Source organism: Microbacterium sp. Mcb102, assembly GCF_024519805.1.
GTDB lineage: Bacteria > Actinomycetota > Actinomycetes > Actinomycetales > Microbacteriaceae > Microbacterium.
On record NZ_JALJRG010000009.1, the window covers coordinates 46,643 to 62,446 of the forward strand.

At 69.3% G+C, this 15,804-nt stretch carries 14 protein-coding genes; 4 read left to right on the forward strand and 10 right to left on the reverse strand.

What is annotated here, in order from left to right; genetic code table 11:
• Window positions 1–76: 76 nt before the first annotated feature.
• Window positions 77–1,027 carry a helix-turn-helix transcriptional regulator gene (locus OC372_RS18725; protein ID WP_105711767.1) on the reverse strand — a complete coding sequence of 317 codons (951 nt, stop codon included), beginning with the start codon at window positions 1,025–1,027 and terminating at the stop codon, window positions 77–79.
• A gap of 103 nt (window positions 1,028–1,130) precedes the next feature.
• Between OC372_RS18725 and OC372_RS18730 the strand changes: the two genes are divergently transcribed.
• The gene (locus OC372_RS18730) at window positions 1,131–1,589 is read left to right on the forward strand and encodes a VOC family protein (RefSeq protein ID WP_262003689.1); all 459 of its coding nucleotides are present in this window, start codon (window positions 1,131–1,133) and stop codon (window positions 1,587–1,589) included.
• A 151-nt stretch (window positions 1,590–1,740) separates the two neighbouring features.
• Here OC372_RS18730 and OC372_RS18735 read toward each other — a convergent pair whose 3' ends face one another.
• From OC372_RS18735 to OC372_RS18775, 9 genes are all read right to left on the reverse strand, one after another.
• Window positions 1,741–2,469, reverse strand: a complete 729-nt coding sequence (locus OC372_RS18735) for an SGNH/GDSL hydrolase family protein (RefSeq protein WP_262003691.1) — start codon at window positions 2,467–2,469, stop codon at window positions 1,741–1,743.
• Window positions 2,466–3,641, reverse strand: coding sequence for a DUF4185 domain-containing protein (locus OC372_RS18740; protein WP_262003711.1), 1,176 nt, complete (start codon window positions 3,639–3,641; stop codon window positions 2,466–2,468). The genes OC372_RS18735 and OC372_RS18740 overlap by 4 nt, the downstream gene beginning before the upstream one ends.
• A 125-nt stretch (window positions 3,642–3,766) precedes the next feature.
• Window positions 3,767–5,887, reverse strand: coding sequence for a hypothetical protein (locus OC372_RS18745; RefSeq protein WP_262003714.1), 2,121 nt, complete (start codon window positions 5,885–5,887; stop codon window positions 3,767–3,769).
• A gap of 39 nt (window positions 5,888–5,926) precedes the next feature.
• Window positions 5,927–6,739 carry a carbohydrate ABC transporter permease gene (locus OC372_RS18750; protein WP_167633656.1) on the reverse strand — a complete coding sequence of 271 codons (813 nt, stop codon included), beginning with the start codon at window positions 6,737–6,739 and terminating at the stop codon, window positions 5,927–5,929.
• Window positions 6,739–7,614, reverse strand: coding sequence for a carbohydrate ABC transporter permease (locus OC372_RS18755; protein WP_105711773.1), 876 nt, complete (start codon window positions 7,612–7,614; stop codon window positions 6,739–6,741). The genes OC372_RS18750 and OC372_RS18755 overlap by 1 nt, the downstream gene beginning before the upstream one ends.
• Window positions 7,615–7,621: 7 nt before the next feature.
• Window positions 7,622–8,890, reverse strand: a complete 1,269-nt coding sequence (locus tag OC372_RS18760) for an ABC transporter substrate-binding protein (RefSeq protein ID WP_262003719.1) — start codon at window positions 8,888–8,890, stop codon at window positions 7,622–7,624.
• Window positions 8,891–9,031: 141 nt separating this feature from the next.
• Window positions 9,032–10,870 carry a class I mannose-6-phosphate isomerase gene (locus OC372_RS18765; RefSeq protein WP_262003722.1) on the reverse strand — a complete coding sequence of 613 codons (1,839 nt, stop codon included), beginning with the start codon at window positions 10,868–10,870 and terminating at the stop codon, window positions 9,032–9,034.
• Window positions 10,867–11,748, reverse strand: a complete 882-nt coding sequence (locus tag OC372_RS18770; RefSeq protein WP_262003725.1) for an ROK family protein — start codon at window positions 11,746–11,748, stop codon at window positions 10,867–10,869. Before OC372_RS18770 ends, OC372_RS18765 begins: the two co-directional genes overlap by 4 nt.
• A gap of 267 nt (window positions 11,749–12,015) precedes the next feature.
• Window positions 12,016–13,038: a LacI family DNA-binding transcriptional regulator gene (locus OC372_RS18775; protein WP_262003727.1), complete on the reverse strand. Its 1,023-nt coding sequence runs from the start codon at window positions 13,036–13,038 to the stop codon at window positions 12,016–12,018.
• Window positions 13,039–13,505: 467 nt separating this feature from the next.
• Between OC372_RS18775 and OC372_RS18780 the strand changes: the two genes are divergently transcribed.
• The 3 genes from OC372_RS18780 (at window position 13,506) to OC372_RS18790 (ending at window position 15,783) form a co-directional block, all read left to right on the forward strand.
• Window positions 13,506–14,693: a MalY/PatB family protein gene (locus tag OC372_RS18780; protein ID WP_262003730.1), complete on the forward strand. Its 1,188-nt coding sequence runs from the start codon at window positions 13,506–13,508 to the stop codon at window positions 14,691–14,693.
• A 95-nt stretch (window positions 14,694–14,788) separates the two neighbouring features.
• Window positions 14,789–15,016 carry a DUF2188 domain-containing protein gene (locus OC372_RS18785; RefSeq protein WP_029263966.1) on the forward strand — a complete coding sequence of 76 codons (228 nt, stop codon included), beginning with the start codon at window positions 14,789–14,791 and terminating at the stop codon, window positions 15,014–15,016.
• Window positions 15,013–15,783, forward strand: coding sequence for a 3-keto-5-aminohexanoate cleavage protein (locus OC372_RS18790; protein WP_262003733.1), 771 nt, complete (start codon window positions 15,013–15,015; stop codon window positions 15,781–15,783). The genes OC372_RS18785 and OC372_RS18790 overlap by 4 nt, the downstream gene beginning before the upstream one ends.
• The last annotated feature ends 21 nt before the right edge of the window (window positions 15,784–15,804 follow it).

Here is a 15,804-nt window from a genome sequence, read left to right on the forward strand (position 1 = left end):
CGTCATCGACTGCAGTGATTCCGTCCCGTGGCGACGCAGCTGCAGAGAATGGGAGAAGTTCGTAAAAACTCCTGGATCAGGAGGAAGAGTCCGCCGCCGCAAACCGCGCCGCGAGAACCCCCGCGACCTTCCGCAACGCCACTGGGCCGACCACCGTGAACGGCGCATCGAACCGGGCGACCGCGGCGAGCACCCCGACCCACGACCAGGAGCCGACCGTGATGCGGCATGTGCCGTCGGCGAGCTCCTCCAGCTCGCCATCGTCGACCCAGGGTGCGACCTCGCGGGCAGGGAGTGCGATCACGACCTCGCCCACGCACGGCCAGCGATCCTCGGCCGCCGACCCCTTCGCCCGAGCCGCGAGATACGTCGCAGCATCCGCCGCCGGCAGCGGACGCGGGCTGAACGTGGGTCCGGTAGGGGTGCGCGGCTGCATCCGGTCCAGCCGGAAGGTACGCCAATCCGCAACCTCCAGATCCCACGCGAGCAGATACCAGCGGCCCTCGCGGGCGACCACCGCGTGCGGCTCGGTGCGACGGGCAGGTCGGTCGCGGTCGGAGCCGTAGTCGAAGCGCAGCACCTGGCGGTCGCGCACGGCCGCGCTCGCCGCTTCGAGCACCGCCGGATCGACGCGCACATCGGCAGTGGCACCCGTGAAGCGGATGCCGTCGACACGGTGCCGCAGTCGTGAGGGCATCACCTGCCGCACGGTCGCGAGCGCCCGCGCCGCGCCCTCCTCGATGTCGATGCCGCTGGAGGGGACGGTCTGCAGCGCCACCGCGATAGCGACGGCCTGGTCATCGTCGAACAGCAGCGGCGGCAGCTCGGATCCGGCTTCGAGGCGGTAGCCGCCGTACGGACCCTTGACCGCAGCGATCCGGTAGCCGAGCTCTCGCAGGCGATCGACATCGCGACGCACCGTTCGCGGGCTGACCTCCAGTCGCTCGGCGAGCACGTGGCCGGGCCAGTCGCGTGGTGTCTGCAGCAGCGACAGCAGCGCGAGCATTCGTGACGAGCTTGAGGCCATGCGATTCAGTCTGCCCGCAGTAGAGGACAGAAACCGACCGCTACCCCTGTGATCGTTCTCTCAGGCGGTTCCTAACGGCGGGCCGCACAAGAAGGAGAGACCGATGACCATCAACACCACGACCCACCTGAACTTCCGCGGCACGGCTCGACAGGCGCTCGATTTCTACCGGTCCGTGTTCGGCGGCGAGGTCACCGCCGCGACATACGGCCAGTTCGGCATGCCGGAGGGAGTGCCCGGGTTCGACAAGATCGTGTTCGGGCAGCTCGAGACCGCGGAGGGGATGCGGCTGATGGCGTACGACATCCCCGGGCAGGACGACCCGGACCCGACGGCGACCGCCGGCACCACGCACCGGGAGAACGGCGCGACCATCACCGATCGGACGTTCTTCCAGTCGCTACGGGCGGATTCGCTCGACGAGCTCCGGGGGTACTGGGACGGCCTGGCCGAGGGCGCGACGGTCATCGAGCCGCTCGCAGCGTCAGCCTGGTCGGCGGGCTTCGGCATGCTGACCGACCGTTTCGGCGTGACCTGGGTGCTCGACGTTCAGGCCGGCTGACCCGCGACGTATCCTTTCCCGGGACGGATGCAGGGAGTTCGGACGGATGCAGGAGGGTTCGCGGCGTTTCGCTCCTGCATCCGTCCGAACTCCCGACAGGTGTACCGCCCCACCCGGCACGCCGCCCCGCGCGAACCCGGCACGCCGCCCGTCACACGGGAGGCCACTGCGGATGCCGCGCCACCGCCACCCGCGCCGCGAGCTCCGCGAGCACGAGCGACCCGGCGTCGCCGATCCCGACCACCTCGGCCCACCCGAGCGCGAGCAGGGCATGCCCCGCCGCGCTCGGGTGGAACGCGTCGTCGAGCAGTCCCCACGGCACGCCCTCATTACCCGGGCCGGTCCCCACCGAGAAGTCCGCGAACGCGGCGTACTGATCCACCAGAACCACGCCTTCCCGCGCAGCCACATCTCGGATCGCCTGCGCGAACTCGCCGATGCGGGCACGGTCGGGCGCGTGCAGGAGGTCGACGGTCGGCGGCGTCTGCAGCACCGGCACCGCACCGAGCGCCCGCACCCGCCGCACGAACTCGGCGATCGACGCCGCGAACGCCGACACCTCGATCACGGGGTCGAGCCACTCGGTGGTGCAGTCGTTCGTGCCGATCATGAGCGTCACCACGTCGGGCCGCCAGTGCGCCACGCGACGGTCGAAGTCGCCCAGGATCAGGTCGGCCCGCCACCCCGTGATCGCCGTGTTGATCACGGCATCCTGCACCCGTCCGGCATCGCCGCGGATCAGCTCGTGCAGGTGGTCGACGTGGTTGCGGGCACCGCGGGTGTGGATGAGTCCGTGCGTGATCGAGTCGCCCGTGAACACCCAGGTGACCGGCGCTCCGGAGGCGAGGAGCCCCCGGAGCGCCGCGCAGTCATCCGTCATCCGGTGACCTTGAGCTGCACGTCGATGAACCGCGGGCGGTAGATCGAGGCGTCGTCGTACACGTCACCCACGTTGTCGAAGGTGTTCACGTTGTAGGACACGAGGATGCGGTTGCCCTGACGCAGATTCGGATGCTCGTGCGCGTTGTAGGTGAACACGTCGGGGTCTCCGTAGCTGCCGAGCGCCCCGGTCTCGGGTGTGCGGTACAGCTCGACCGGGTCGGTGAACGGACCGGTCGGCGAGCACGAGGTGCGCGCGACGATGCGGGTGCTGAACAGCTCCGACGTGTCCTGCGTCACGAGCAGGTAGCCGTCGCGGAAGGGGGCGACGCTGAACTCGTTGGCCACGTAGGGCACCACGGGTACGGCATCCGCTTCGTTCGCCACCCAGGTCGTGCCGTTCCAATACGTCCACGTGCCCTTGAGGCCGTCCTTGCCCTGCACCTTGGCGACGTAGGCCGAGCGCACTCCGCCGGGGTCGGCGATGCCGTAGATGTAGGTCGTGCCGCGTTCTTCGAGGGTCCACGAGCCCCAGTTGATGCCGGTCGCCGAGGGGAGGTCCACGATGCCCTCGAGCTGCAGCGTCTGACCGTCGAGCGTGGCGAGCCGGTTCGCGGTCCACGCGAAGTCCCACTGCCCCGTGCCGGTTCGGGCGAACTGCAGCAGCGGCACCTGCACCGTGCCGTGACGGCCGGGCGTCGGGTCGCCGATCCAGTACCACTTGCCGTCGGGCTCGGGCGGGATGATGCCGGCCGGGTCGTCGGGGGTGCCGCCGGTGATGGTCGTGAGGTCGCCACGGCGGTCCTGCACCACGACCGAGTTGTTCACGAACGGAGAGTCGGTCGGGCGTGAGCCGTCGGGGTTCACGGTGCCGAGGAAGGTGTCCGAGAAGAACCAGCCGGTCTTCCCCTTACCGAGCGGCAGCGAGTAGGTGCTGTCGCCCCCGGTCCACTCGCCGCCGGTGTTCCCGTAGGTCGTGAAGGTCTCGGTCAGATCCTGGTTCACGCTCGATGTCGCCGTGAGCGTCTTGTCGACCAGTGAGCACTGGCCGGGTCCGTGTCCGCCTCCGTGTCCGCCGCCGGCCGGAACCGCCGCGCTCGCCGGGGCGGCGAACAGCGCTCCGGCGCACAGGGATGCGGCGGCGAGTCCCGCCGCGATCATGCGTCTTCTCATCTCGATCACTCCTTCGTGTTCGTGTTGCAGGGTCGTGCGTGGGGCGTTTCGTCTCGCGGAGACCTGCACTGAGCGAGCGCCAGCGAGTCGAAGTGTCGCTCAACGCACGAGACTGCGGGGACGGTTCAGAGCCCTGGGGTCTCGGTGATCCCTCCGGAGGCGTCGATGTCGTAGGTCTTCTCGCCCACACGCAGGCCGCGCAGCACCGCGTGCGGGTCGAGTGCGGCGACGCAGCCGGACGCGCGCACCGTGCCGTCGGCCGCGACCGAGACGCCGAACAGGGCCTCGATCACGAGCTCGACCCAGGCGCCCGACGACGAGCACGACCAGTCGATGATGTACGGCAGCTGGGGTGGGGCTTTGCGCGCGCCGCCGTTGATGCCGGGCACGGCCTCCTCCACGAAGTGCGCCTGTCCCATCGGGCCCTGGTTCGCGGTGCGCGACAGCCCTTCGACCCACGAGGCGAGCACCTCGGGAGCGCCGAGAGCGGCCAGAGCGCGTCCGGCATCCGCGGGCCAGGCGGGGTAGGCGCCGTTCCACTGGTGGTCGGGCCGCGGGCTGTAGCTGGCGTCGGGGTCCCACGGCGAGAGCGCGCGCATCCAGTTGTCGGTCTGCAGTTCGCGCTGGAAGAACGAGACCATCTCGTCGCGGATGCTCGGGGCGAGGTCGTCGGCGATCGTCGTGCCGACCACGCTGAAGTCGTAGCAGTGCCGCACCGGCAGTTGCGTGCCGTCGGGCTGTCCCGCGGTGAAGATGCCCTCACCGGGAAGGTAGCGCTCGATCACGGCCGGGAGCAGGGCGTCGGCCTCGGCGCGCAGTTCCGCACCGCCGGACAGGTCTCCCCGCAGCTCGGCGAGCGCGGCGGCCGTCCGCATGCTCCAGACGTTCGCGGCGTTGAGGCTCGCGACCTCGTGCGTGTACGAGCTGACGCACTCCAGCAGGTTGTCGATCTCGCCGTAATCGGCGAGGGCCGTGCCTCGGCGTAACTTCTTCCACGCCATCGCCCATTGCCGCACCGACTCGGCGACCGTCTCGTCGCCGACGATCTCGTCGAGGAACGCGGTGTCACCGGTGAAGCGCACGTAGTCGTGCACGAGCCGGGTCATGGCGTAGTCGTTCACGGAGTACCAGCGGCCGACCGGCCCGCCGGTGAGCGAAGAGGTACCGAAGTGCGAGTGGATGTCGAGCGAGATCCAGTGCCGCACCTGGTTCCGCATCTCGGCGGGGTCGAGCAGCGCGTGGCTGACCGAGCTCAGGCTGTAGTCCCAGATGAACGTGGTGGTGCCCCAGTAGTTCGGCATGAGGGTGTCGTACGAGCGGCCGAGCACGTTCCCGGCGAAGTCGCGGCGGAACCAGATCACGCCGAGCACCGCCCACCAATACAGGCGGCGCAGCGGCACGGATGCCGTCTCGAGCACGGGCAGCGCCCCGGAGAACTCCCCGTCGTCGGGGTCGAAGGCGGCGTGCAGCTGCCGGTTCCAGAACTCCTCGGCGGCGGCGACCGCACCGGGCACGTCGGCCGTCACGGCGTCATAGGTGCGCGCGGCATCGTCGCGGGAGATCCCGACCGCCTGCACGTAGGCCGTGCGCGCGACGCCCCCGGCCGGCACGGCGAGGGCCACCGACAGCTCGCCGCCGCGGCCGTTCCCGCCGATGCCGGTGTCGAACGCCTCGGGAAGCGAGGCCACCCCGCTCAGCGCCGCCGACCCGCCCGCCAGGCCCTGTGCACTCCAGGCCGCCGCATCCGCCGACGAGAACAGCAGGCGCTCGCCGTCGACGGCCGCGGTGTCGCGTTCGGACGGCGACTCGGCGTCGAGCCAGGCCTCCTGCGATCGGGTGACCCGGGCGGCTGCCGAGAGCCCGATCCGCACCTCCCGATCCTGCGATCCGGTGTTGCGTACGGCGATGTCGATCGCCACCGCCGTCTTCCCCGGCACGCACACCGTGGTCGTCTCGATCTCGAGTTCACCGACGGTCGCCCGCCGCACCACCCGGTCCGCCCGCCACTCGTGCGTGACGGGCACGCCGTACGACGCGAACAGCCGGCCGTCGACGAACAGCACCGCGGTCTGGGTGAGCCCCTGCGACACGGGCGGGAACTGCACCGCGCTGATCGCGGTCAGGTCGTGGTCGACGCGCACGGTGCCGAACATGTTCGTGAGGCCGGTCGGCGCGATCATGTCGTCGTAATGGTGGGTGACCGCAACGGCGGCGAGGTCCTCGACGGTGGGGATGAGCGGATGCATGATGCCTTTCGAGGGGCGGGGCGAGGGGCGGGAGAGGGGTCAGTACTGGCCGAGCGCGAGGCCCTTGGCGAAGAACCGCTGCGTGCAGAGGAACAGGATCACGGTCGGGAGCGAGACGAGCACGGCCGCGGCGAGCACGACCGACATCTGTGCGCCGCCATAGGTGCTCTGCATGCCGGACAGGGTCGTGATGATCGGGCGGATGTCGTCGGACTGGCTGAGTGTGAGGCCGAGCAGCAGGTCGTTCCACACGAACGTGGCCTGCAGGATGAAGATCGCGACCAGCGCGCTCGACGCCATCGGCAGGTACAGCCGCACGAAGATGCGCCAGGTGGTGGCGCCGTCGAGCACCGCGGCCTCGAACACGTTGTGCGCGACGCCGGTGAAGAAGTTGCGCATCACGAAGGCCGAGAACGGGATCGAGATCACCGTGTAGATGATCACCATGCCCACGCGGGTGTCGAAGAGTCCGATGCGCGAGTAGGCGTCGAACAGCGGCAGCAGCACCATCTGCAGCGGGAACACCGTGCCGCCGAAGATCACGACGAACCACAGGAAGCCGCGCTTGAGCCGCAGGGCCACGATCGCGTACCCGGCCGCCGCGCCCACGAGCACGGCGATGGTCGGCGAGACGATCGAGTAGATGAGGGTGCTGAGGATGCTGTCGCCGAGGCCCGAGAGCTCGAACGCGTCGGCGAAGTTCTCGAACAGGTGGAACTCGGTGGGGATCCACGACTCCTTCGAGGTGAAGGTCATCGGATCCTTCATCGCGTTCACGACGAGGAGGTACGCGGGCAGCAGCCACACGATCCCGAGGATGACGAGGACGGCGGTGCGGATGATCTTCGACATCACATCTCCTTCTTCGGGGAGAGCTGCTGACGCAGGTACAGCACCGACGCGACCAGGGTGATGACGGTGAGGAACACCGCGATCGCCGAGCCGAGTCCGTAGTCGCTGTTCACGAACGTCTCCTTGTACATCGTCAGCGCGAGGGTCTCCGAGACGGTGCCCGGTCCGCCCTTCGTCATGCCCCAGACGATGTCGAAGGTCTTCAGGCTCGCGACGATCGAGAGCCCGACGACCACCGCCGTGAGCGGGCGGAGCATCGGCCAGAGGATGCTGGTGAACAGGCGCACGCCGCCGGCGCCGTCGATGCGGGCGGCCTCAAGCGGCTCCTTCGGGATGGCCTGCAGGCCGATGGTGAACAGCAGCGCGTTCACGCCGACGCCCTGCCACGACGAGGCGATGATCATGACGATCGTGTTGAGCGGAGCATCCAACAGCCACCGCGGCGGGTCGGTCACGCCGAAGGCGGCCAGGGCCTGGTCGAGCGCTCCGCCGGAGGAGAGGATGAACGACCACACCACGCCGACGCCGATGCCGGAGAGGGCGTAGGGGATGAGGAAGGGGAGGCGCAGCCAGATGCCGCCGCCGAGGTTCCAGGTGAGCAGGGCGATCGCCAGGCCGATGCCGACCGGGATGATCAGGGTGCCGATCACCCAGAGCACGGTGTTCATGGCGGAGCCCACGAAGTCGCCGTCGGTGAACATCTCGACGTAGTTGTCGAGCCCGATCCAGTCGGGGCTGCCGAGGCCGTTGTACTTCGTGAAGCTGAGGAACACCGTCCACAGCAGGGGGAGGTAGAGCAGGACCGCGACCAGGATCACGCCCGGGGCGATGAAGCCCCGGGCGGACCACTGGTACGGCGACTTCTGATGCGCCATCCGACGCTTACTCCTGCTCTGCCCAGTACTTGTCAGCCGTGGCCTGGATCTTCTCCAGGAACGGCATCGGGTCGCCGGGGTTGGCGTTGAAGGCGCCGAACTGCTCGATCGCGGTGGTCACGATCTCGGTCGGCATCGCCTCGAAGAACCGGTCGTACAGCATGTAGTCGTCGCCGGCGATGGTGGTACCCAGCTCGGCGAGAGCGGGGTCTGCGACCTTCGCCTTCGGGTTGAACGCCACGTCTCCGTGGGCGTCGTTCCAGGCGGTCTGCGCGTCGGGTGACATCCACCACTCGGCGTAGGCGAGACCGAGGTCGCGCTGCTTGGAGTTCTCGGCGGTGCAGATCGGGCCCGATTCCACGGCGACCGGGGTGGCGTCGAGGTCGTCGTTGACGGCCGGGATCGCGAACATCCCGTAGTCGTCGGTGGTCATGCCCGCGCCCTCGAGGTTGCCCGCGAAGAACGTGCCGAAGTTGATCATGGCGTAGTCGCCCTGCTTGAGGCCGACCGCGGGGTCGGTCGTGCTGCCCGCGTCGCTGAACCAGCCCGCCTTCTGCTCGTCGAGCCAGACGTTCATGACGTCGACGATCTCGGGGTCGGTGTACTTCACGTCGCCCGTGGTGAGCCCGGCGTACAGGTCGGGGTCGGTCGAGGCCACCAGGTGCTGGAACCACTGGAACGTGAAGAGCACGCTGGTCTGGTAGTACGGGGTGACCCCGGCGTCCTTCAGCGTCTCGGCGGCGTCGTTCAGCTCGTCCCAGCTGGTGGGAACCTCGATGCCGTTGTCGGCGAAGGCGGCCTTGTTGTAGAACATGATCCAGTAGGCGATGTTCATCGGCACGCAGTACTGCTTGTCGTCGTAGGTGTAGCTGTCGCGCAGGTCTTCGCTCACCCAGCCCTCGTCGACCGCTTTGGTCCAGATGTCGGTGGTCTCGGCGACCAGACCCTCGTCGACCAGCTGCTTGAGCGAGTCGCCGGTGTGCCAGGTGAACAGGCCTGGCGACTTCTCGGTGCGGAACGACTGCTTGATGAAGGCGTCGTACTGGTTCGCATCCGAGTAGCCGGTGGTCTTGAGGGTGATGTCGACGGCCTCGCCGCTGACCTCGTTGAGCGACTCGAAGTCGGGCTTCCACGCCGCCTTGTCGGTGTAGAAGTTGAGCGTGCCGGTCACCTCTCCGGCGTCTCCGGATCCGGAATCGCCGGAGCACCCGGCGAGGGCCAGGGTGCCGAGGAGGAGACCGGCCGCGGCAGCGGCGATCGTGCGTCGCGAAATCATTCAGAACTCCCTTGTTCGTTTGGTATCGTTACCATAAATCTGGGTTCACGGTACCAAGGTGATGAGTGCGGTGCAAGGGATTCCCGCGGGAATCCGTCGCGATGGGTGCTGCATTCGGGTTGCTGTGTGCGGTTTCCGTGTTCAGTTGTCGCTCGTGCGCGAGCCGCGCACGTACGCCTTGACGGTCGCGAAGCGGGCGCTGCGCGAGTTTTCGGTGCGCTCGATCCGGTACGCCCCCACGGCGGCCGGGACGATGAACGTCTCGGCGTAGTGGATGACGAAGGGCTCGAAGGCGCCGGTCGGGCTGACGACCTGCACCTCATCCCCCTCGACCAGGTTGAGCACGTTGACCGTGCCCTCGGTGTCGTGGTCGGCGCCGCCGGTGAACCAGTGCCGGCGCACCTCGATGAACTCGAGCTCGTGCAGGCCCGTGCTCTCTTCGATCACGTCGCCGTCGGTGCGGATCGTCTGCACCTGGTCGATCAGGTTGTCGCCGACCCAGGTGGTGTCGCGGTCCCACTGGATGTTGCGGGCGCCGTGGTCGAGGTGCACGGGGCGGGGGATGCCGTCGAGGCCGACGCGGCCCCAGTCCCAGAGCTTGAAGGTGAAGATGAACGGCGTCGCCGAGATCTCCAGCACCATCGAGTTCGCGCCTGAGCAGTGCACGGTGCCGGCCGGGATGGCGAAGTGGTCGTGCTTGCGGGCCGGGAACGAGTTGACGTACTTGTCGGCGGGGAACGGATGCTCGCCGTCCTGCGCCGTCGCCAGATCCTGCAGCATCTCGGTGCGGTCGATGCCCTCCTTGGTGCCCAGGTACACCACCGCATCGTCGCCGACATCGAGCATGTAGTAGCTCTCGTCCTGCGTGTAGTGCATGCCGAACGTGTTCTGGATGTAGTCGGTCAGCGGGTGCACCTGCAGGCTGAGGTTGCCGCCGTCCATCGTGTCGAGGAAGTCGAAGCGGATCGGGAACTCGGCGCCGAAGCGCGAGAACGTCTTCGCGCCGAGCAGGTCGACCGGGCGGCGGAAGACCAGGTCGAGGGCGGGGATCTCGATCACGCCGCCCTCTCCCTCCAGCAGCAAGGAGTTCTCCTCGGGCACGCAGTCGAAGCACCACGCGTAGTTGTCCTTCGAGGGGTCGAGGCCGATGAGGTTCTTCATCCACTGTCCGCCCCAGACTCCGGGGTCGAAGAACGGCACGACGCGGAACGGCCGGTGCGCCGCATCCTTCAGGGCCTGTCGGAACGCGTTTCCGGTGATCATGCCGGCTTCGGGCGAGTCCGGATGCTGTTCGGCCGGCGCGATCGCGTTGCCGTCGAGCACGAAGTCGACCGTGTCGAACAGGCTGCGCTTGTGCCGGTCGGCGACGCGCCACTCGACGAAGAAGCCGCGCTTGTACTTGCGCAGGTTGTCTTCCGAGGCGTTGTCGGCGCGCCAGTTCGTGGCGCCCTTGCGCTGGCGCAGCTGGATCTCCCAGCGGGCCATGTCGACGAGCACGGTCGCTGCGGCGCCGTCGAGGCGCGGGGCGAGGAGCGCGGAACCCCAGCCGATCACGACGGTGGGGCTCTGCGTGATGCTGCCGGCGAGGGCGTCGAGCTTCGCGGCGTCGTAGAAGTCGGTCAGCGTGAAGTGGCTCATCACGCCGAAGACGCGGTCGTCGGTGAGGTTCGGGGCGATCAGCTGCTCGACCTCGGCGACCGGGCGGGCAGCGGTTTCGACGTCGACGACGGTCCAGTCCGGCAGGGCATCGCGCACTGCGGTCGTGAGGGCGGGGACATCGACTCCCGGGTAGGCGTCCACCAGCAGCACGGGGGCGGTGCCGGTCACGCGGGCGCAGGCCTCGGCCAGCTCGGCGGCGGCGTTCCAGCCCTCGGCGCCGCGGAGGATGCGCTCGCCCGGGGGGAGCGCCACGGTGGGCTGGGTGTCGTAGCGACCTCGGGTCGTGTGCCCTTCGTGCATGTCGCTGATCGGGGTGGTCACTGTTCCTCCTGCGGTGTGGCGGTGTGAATGGTCGTGGCGCGGGCGAGGACGCTGAGTCCGCGGGCGACGGAGAGCTCAGGCTCTGGGGGGACGACGAACTGCGGCGGCGTCATCGAGGGCCAGAGATGTTGGCGCACGTGGGCTTCGATCGGGGCGCGGACCGCATCGCCCGCGCGCAGGATCCCGCCGGACAGGATCACCACCGCCGGGTCGTAAGAGTGCACGAGCGACGTGACGACCGCGCCCCACACGTGCAGGAAGCGGTCGCGGATGCCGGGGTGCGCGTCGGTCGTGAAGACCTCGGTCATGGTGGTGCCGGAGGGGAGCGCCCAGGTGCTCGCCAGCGCCTCGCCGCAGCCGATGTTCCCGCACGGGCATATCGGTCCGTCGAGGTCGACCGTGAGGTGTCCGCCGAGGATGCCGGCGTGCCCGGTGCGTCCCCGCAGGGGCAGGCCGTCGATCATGGCCGCGGTGCCGATGCCGGTGCCGAGGGTGACGAGCACCGCATCGCCCTCGCGGGCTGCGCTGCCCGTCGAGGTCTCGCCGATCAGCGCCGCCCTGGCGTCGTTCTCGACCACGGCGGGGAGGCCGAACTCGGTGAGCGCCCAGCTGTTCAGGTCGAGGCCCTCGAGGAAGTCGTACTTCGCGTTGGCGTGCAGCATCCGTCCGCTGGTCGGGTCGACGACGCCCGGGACGGCGATGCCCACGGCATCCGCGGGGCGCGTGGTCTCGGTCAGGAGTCGGCGGGCTTCGGCGGCGGCGGCGGCCAGGTCGGCGGGGCTGCCGAGCACGGGGATGCTGCCCGAGGCGACGACACGGGTGCCGTCGATCACGGCGAGCTTGATCTCGGTGCCCCCGAAATCGATGCACAGCTCCATCCGGCCTCCTCGTCGCCTCATCCGACTGCTTCGTCGATGATTGGTAACGTTATCAACGCGGTGTGGGGGTGTCAACACCCGATCGGATGCGGGGAGTCCGGGCTCAGCGCACGGAGCGGAGCCACCCCTCATCGGCACACCTGCATGACCCCGCGGCCGCCTGCATGACGGTGCGTCGGTAATCACTCATGCATCCGGCGTGGAGTCATGCAAGTGGTGTCCGGATGGAGCGGGTGCCCGGACGGAGGTGCCTGGGCGCGGAGGAGGTCAGCGCACGGAGCGGAGCGACACCGGGAGCTCGACCTCGCGCGGCGCGGCGTCCCGGTCCCCGCCGTCGAGGCGGTCGAGCAGCAGGCGGGTGACCGTGCGGCCCAGTTCGCGGGGGTCGTGGTCGATCACGCTGATGGGCACGGGCGACAGCTCGGCGAGCTCGAAGTCGTCGAAGCTCATGATCTCGGGGAAGTCGGCCGCGGCGCGGGACCCGGCGTTGAGCTGGGCGCTGATCTCCTTGAGCGCGCCGATGGCGTTGCGGTTGTTCGCGCAGAAGATGGCGGTGGGCGGATGCTCGAGGCCGAGCAGTGCCCGGGTGGCTCCGCGGGCCTGGTCGACGGTCTGCTGGTTCGCGGCGACGATGCTCGGGTCGACGGCGAGTCCGCGTTCTTCGAGTGCACGCACGTAGCCCGCGTATCGGCGCTCACCGGTGAAGATCGACAGCGCATTGCCGAGGTAGCCGATGCGGGTGTGGCCGTGGTCGATGAGCGCGATCGTGCCGCGGTGCGCGCCGTCGTCGTCGGCGAGCACGACGCTGTCGACCGCGAGTCCGTCGATGCGGCGCGAGGCGAGGACCACGGGTACGCCCTGGCTCTGCGAGTGCGCGAGGTGGGCGGAGGTGGGGCCGGCGGGCACGACGATGAGTCCGTCGACTCGGCGGCCGAGGAAGTCGCCGACGAGGTCGGCTTCGCGCGCGGCATCCTCCGACGTGTTGCCGAGCAGGATGCGGCGGCCGGTGAGCGCGGCCTCCTCTTCGACGCCGAGCGCGAAGGTGCTGTAGTACGGGTTGGCGATGTTCGTGATCGCGACGCCGATGAGTCCGCTGCTGTGGCCGGGGCGGATGCTGCGCGCGTTCTCGTTGCGGTGGTAGCCGAGTTCGGCGACGGCTTCCATGACGCGCTGCTGCACGTCGGGCTTGACGTTGAGCCCGCCCGAGAGCGTGCGCGACACGGTCATGGGGCTGACGCCCGCTCGGGTCGCGACCTCTTTCACGGTCGGGCGGCGCGCTCGTTCGCTCATCACTGCCCTCCGGATGTCGTGCGTGCGATCTAGGGAACGTTACCAGCGGGCTCCGGGATCCGCGGGGTGCTGCCGGCGTCGTCCGTCGCGGTGCGCGTGCATAACTCAGGAAAATCCCGCCGATGGGGTCCGTCGGCGGGGATTCGGGCCGGATTCGGCACAGACTTCCTGAGTTGTGGGCGGCCTCGATCGCGCCCTCCCGCCCGGCGCGTGCATAACTCCTCAGAATCTCCGCCGGAAGGTGTTGCGAGCGCCGATTCCCGGCACAACGCGGCCGTTCTTGAGGAGTTGTGCACGCGGGCCGGGCATGCCCACCGTCACGGACGGAAACGCGAAGTGCGACCGGGCGAGACCGTCCGTAGATTGGTCGGACCCCGCTGTGAATGGAGTTTTCCCGTGCCCGAGATCCGTGCCCCGCATCTGTCCTGTACGGACGCTGTCGGCTGAGCCGGCGCGAACCCACGACCATGACCGCACATCCCTCCCCGCATCCGTTCGACGAACGTACCCGCCTCTTCCTCGACAGGCCGCAGAGCCGCAAGTGGAGTCTGCACCCCGGTCGTATCGGGGCGTGGGTGGCGGAGATGGACTTCGGGATCGCGCCCGAGATCGCGGCGGCGCTGCACCGGGCGGTCGACGACGAGAACCTCGGTTACCTCTCACCGCCGCAGGCCGCGGAGCTGGGGGAGGCCACCGCGGGATGGATGCGAAGCGAATACGACTGGGCGGTCGACCCGGAGCGCGTGCACCCGGTGTCGGATGTGATGGCCGCACTCGGGGTCGCGGTGCAGGAGTATGCACCCGCTGGCTCGCCGGTGATCGTGCCGACTCCGGCCTATATGCCGTTCCTGACATATCTGCCGGCGATCGGGCATCCGGTGATCGAGGTCCCCGGGGTCGAGGTCGACGGACGCTGGCAGCACGACCTGCAGCGCATCGACGAGGCGTTCGCCGCGGGGGCGCGGACGCTCGTGCTCTGCAACCCGCACAACCCGACGGGAACGATCGTCGGTCGGGAAGAGCTCGAGGCGATCGCCGAGGTCGTCGAGCGGCACGGCGGGCGGGTGTTCGCGGATGAGATCCACGCGCCGCTGCGCTACGACGGGGCGCCCTTCGTCCCGTACGCGTCGGTGTCGGAGGCGACGGCCGCGCATACGGTGACGGGGACGAGCGCGTCGAAGGCGTGGAACATCCCGGGGCTGAAGACCGCGCAGCTGATCACCTCGAACGACGCGGATCAGCAGCTGTACAAACGGTTCGGGTTCGCGGTGCAGCACGGGGCGTCGACCCTCGGTGTCGTGGCCTCGACGGCCGCGTATCGCGAGGGCAAGTCCTGGCTGTCGGACGTGCTCGAGTACCTCGACGGGTCGCGGCGGGAGCTCACCTCGCTCGTGCAGGAGCATCTGCCCGGAGCCGTGTACCGGGTGCCCGATGCCACGTACGTCGGCTGGATCGACACCCGTGCGCTCGGCATCCCGGGGCCGCCGGCGGAGTTCTTCCGCGAGCAGGCCGGGGTCGTGCTCACCGAAGGTCGGTTGCTCGGGCACGGTGCGGAGGGCTTCGTCCGGGTCGTGTTCGCGACCCCGCGCCCGATCCTCGAAGAGGCGTTCGCGGCGATGGGCGATGCGGTGCGGCGGGCCGGCCCCGGCGGCTGAGGCGACCGGGTCGGACACGTCTGCGGAGGGTGTCAAGGGGCTCTGTGGGTGTCGGTCGTGTGCCGTAGAAAGGGAGTCGAGAGAAGGGATCCCGCATGGCCGCAGGTGATATCGAGACTTTCCATCGCAATGGCATCTGGTTCAACCGCATCGAGGGTGAATCGCAGACGCTGGGCGCGAGCTTCGAGACCGAGGCCGATGCGGTGAAGGCCGCTCGTGGTGCCGCCATGGCGCGCCAGGTCGCGCACACGGTGCGCACCGAAGAGGGACCCTCGAAGGACGAGAGCGCGTACGAGCGGCACCCGCGCGACCTGATCGGATGAGCGTGCCGTCCGAGGGCGCGCGCGCAGCCGGTTCCGAGGGCCGGATGCTGTTGCAGGCATGTGTCAACGGCGCCAGGGATCCCGCGGAGCATCCGTGGTTGGGCCTCGACCCCGGCGTGGTCGCCGATGATGCCGCACGGGCGGTGGCCGCCGGTGCGCGCGAGGTGCATGTGCACCCGAAGGATGCGGCGGGGCGCGACAGCCTGGCCGCCGACGATGTGGCCCGGTGGGTGTGGGCTGTCCGTCAAGCCGCGCCGGGCGTGCCGGTCGGAGTGACGACCGGGGAGTGGGCCGAGCCCGACGTCGAGCGTCGTCTGGCCGCGATCGAGTCGTGGACGGAGCTGCCCGACCACGCATCCGTCAACTGGCATGAATCCGGTGCCGACGAGGTGGCGGCCCTGCTGCTGCGGCGTGGGGTGGCGGTCGAGGCGGGGTTGTGGGATGCGGCGGGCTTCGAGGTGTGGAAGCGCTCGCCCCTGCGCGACCGGTGCTTGCGGGTGCTGATCGAGCTGCCCGATGAGCCTGCCGAGACAGTGCGCGAGCACGCCGAGGCGATGATCGCGCACGTGTCGCTCGAGGAGCCCGACCTGCCCATCCTGCTGCACGGCGAAGAGGGTTCGACGTGGCCGGTGTTCGACCTCGCGGTCGAGCTCCGACTCGATGTGCGGATCGGCTTGGAAGACACTCTGCTCCTCCCCGACGGCAGCAGCGCGCCCGGGAATGCGGCGCTGGTGCGGGCGGCTGTGCAGCGGATGCGGGGAGTCTGACGCCCGGGGCGGCGTGGCTGC

Bases quoted from the DNA above. Each gene is read 5' to 3' on its own strand.
- OC372_RS18725 (WP_105711767.1), bottom strand. From the start codon at position 1,027: ATGGCCTCAAGCTCGTCACGAATGCTCGCGCTGCTGTCGCTGCTGCAG.
- OC372_RS18730 (WP_262003689.1), top strand. From the start codon at position 1,131: ATGACCATCAACACCACGACCCACCTGAACTTCCGCGGCACGGCTCGA.
- OC372_RS18735 (WP_262003691.1), bottom strand. From the start codon at position 2,469: ATGACGGATGACTGCGCGGCGCTCCGGGGGCTCCTCGCCTCCGGAGCG.
- OC372_RS18740 (WP_262003711.1), bottom strand. From the start codon at position 3,641: ATGAGAAGACGCATGATCGCGGCGGGACTCGCCGCCGCATCCCTGTGC.
- OC372_RS18745 (WP_262003714.1), bottom strand. From the start codon at position 5,887: ATGCATCCGCTCATCCCCACCGTCGAGGACCTCGCCGCCGTTGCGGTC.
- OC372_RS18750 (WP_167633656.1), bottom strand. From the start codon at position 6,739: ATGTCGAAGATCATCCGCACCGCCGTCCTCGTCATCCTCGGGATCGTG.
- OC372_RS18755 (WP_105711773.1), bottom strand. From the start codon at position 7,614: ATGGCGCATCAGAAGTCGCCGTACCAGTGGTCCGCCCGGGGCTTCATC.
- OC372_RS18760 (WP_262003719.1), bottom strand. From the start codon at position 8,890: ATGATTTCGCGACGCACGATCGCCGCTGCCGCGGCCGGTCTCCTCCTC.
- OC372_RS18770 (WP_262003725.1), bottom strand. From the start codon at position 11,748: ATGGAGCTGTGCATCGATTTCGGGGGCACCGAGATCAAGCTCGCCGTG.
- OC372_RS18775 (WP_262003727.1), bottom strand. From the start codon at position 13,038: ATGAGCGAACGAGCGCGCCGCCCGACCGTGAAAGAGGTCGCGACCCGA.
- OC372_RS18780 (WP_262003730.1), top strand. From the start codon at position 13,506: ATGACCGCACATCCCTCCCCGCATCCGTTCGACGAACGTACCCGCCTC.
- OC372_RS18785 (WP_029263966.1), top strand. From the start codon at position 14,789: ATGGCCGCAGGTGATATCGAGACTTTCCATCGCAATGGCATCTGGTTC.
- OC372_RS18790 (WP_262003733.1), top strand. From the start codon at position 15,013: ATGAGCGTGCCGTCCGAGGGCGCGCGCGCAGCCGGTTCCGAGGGCCGG.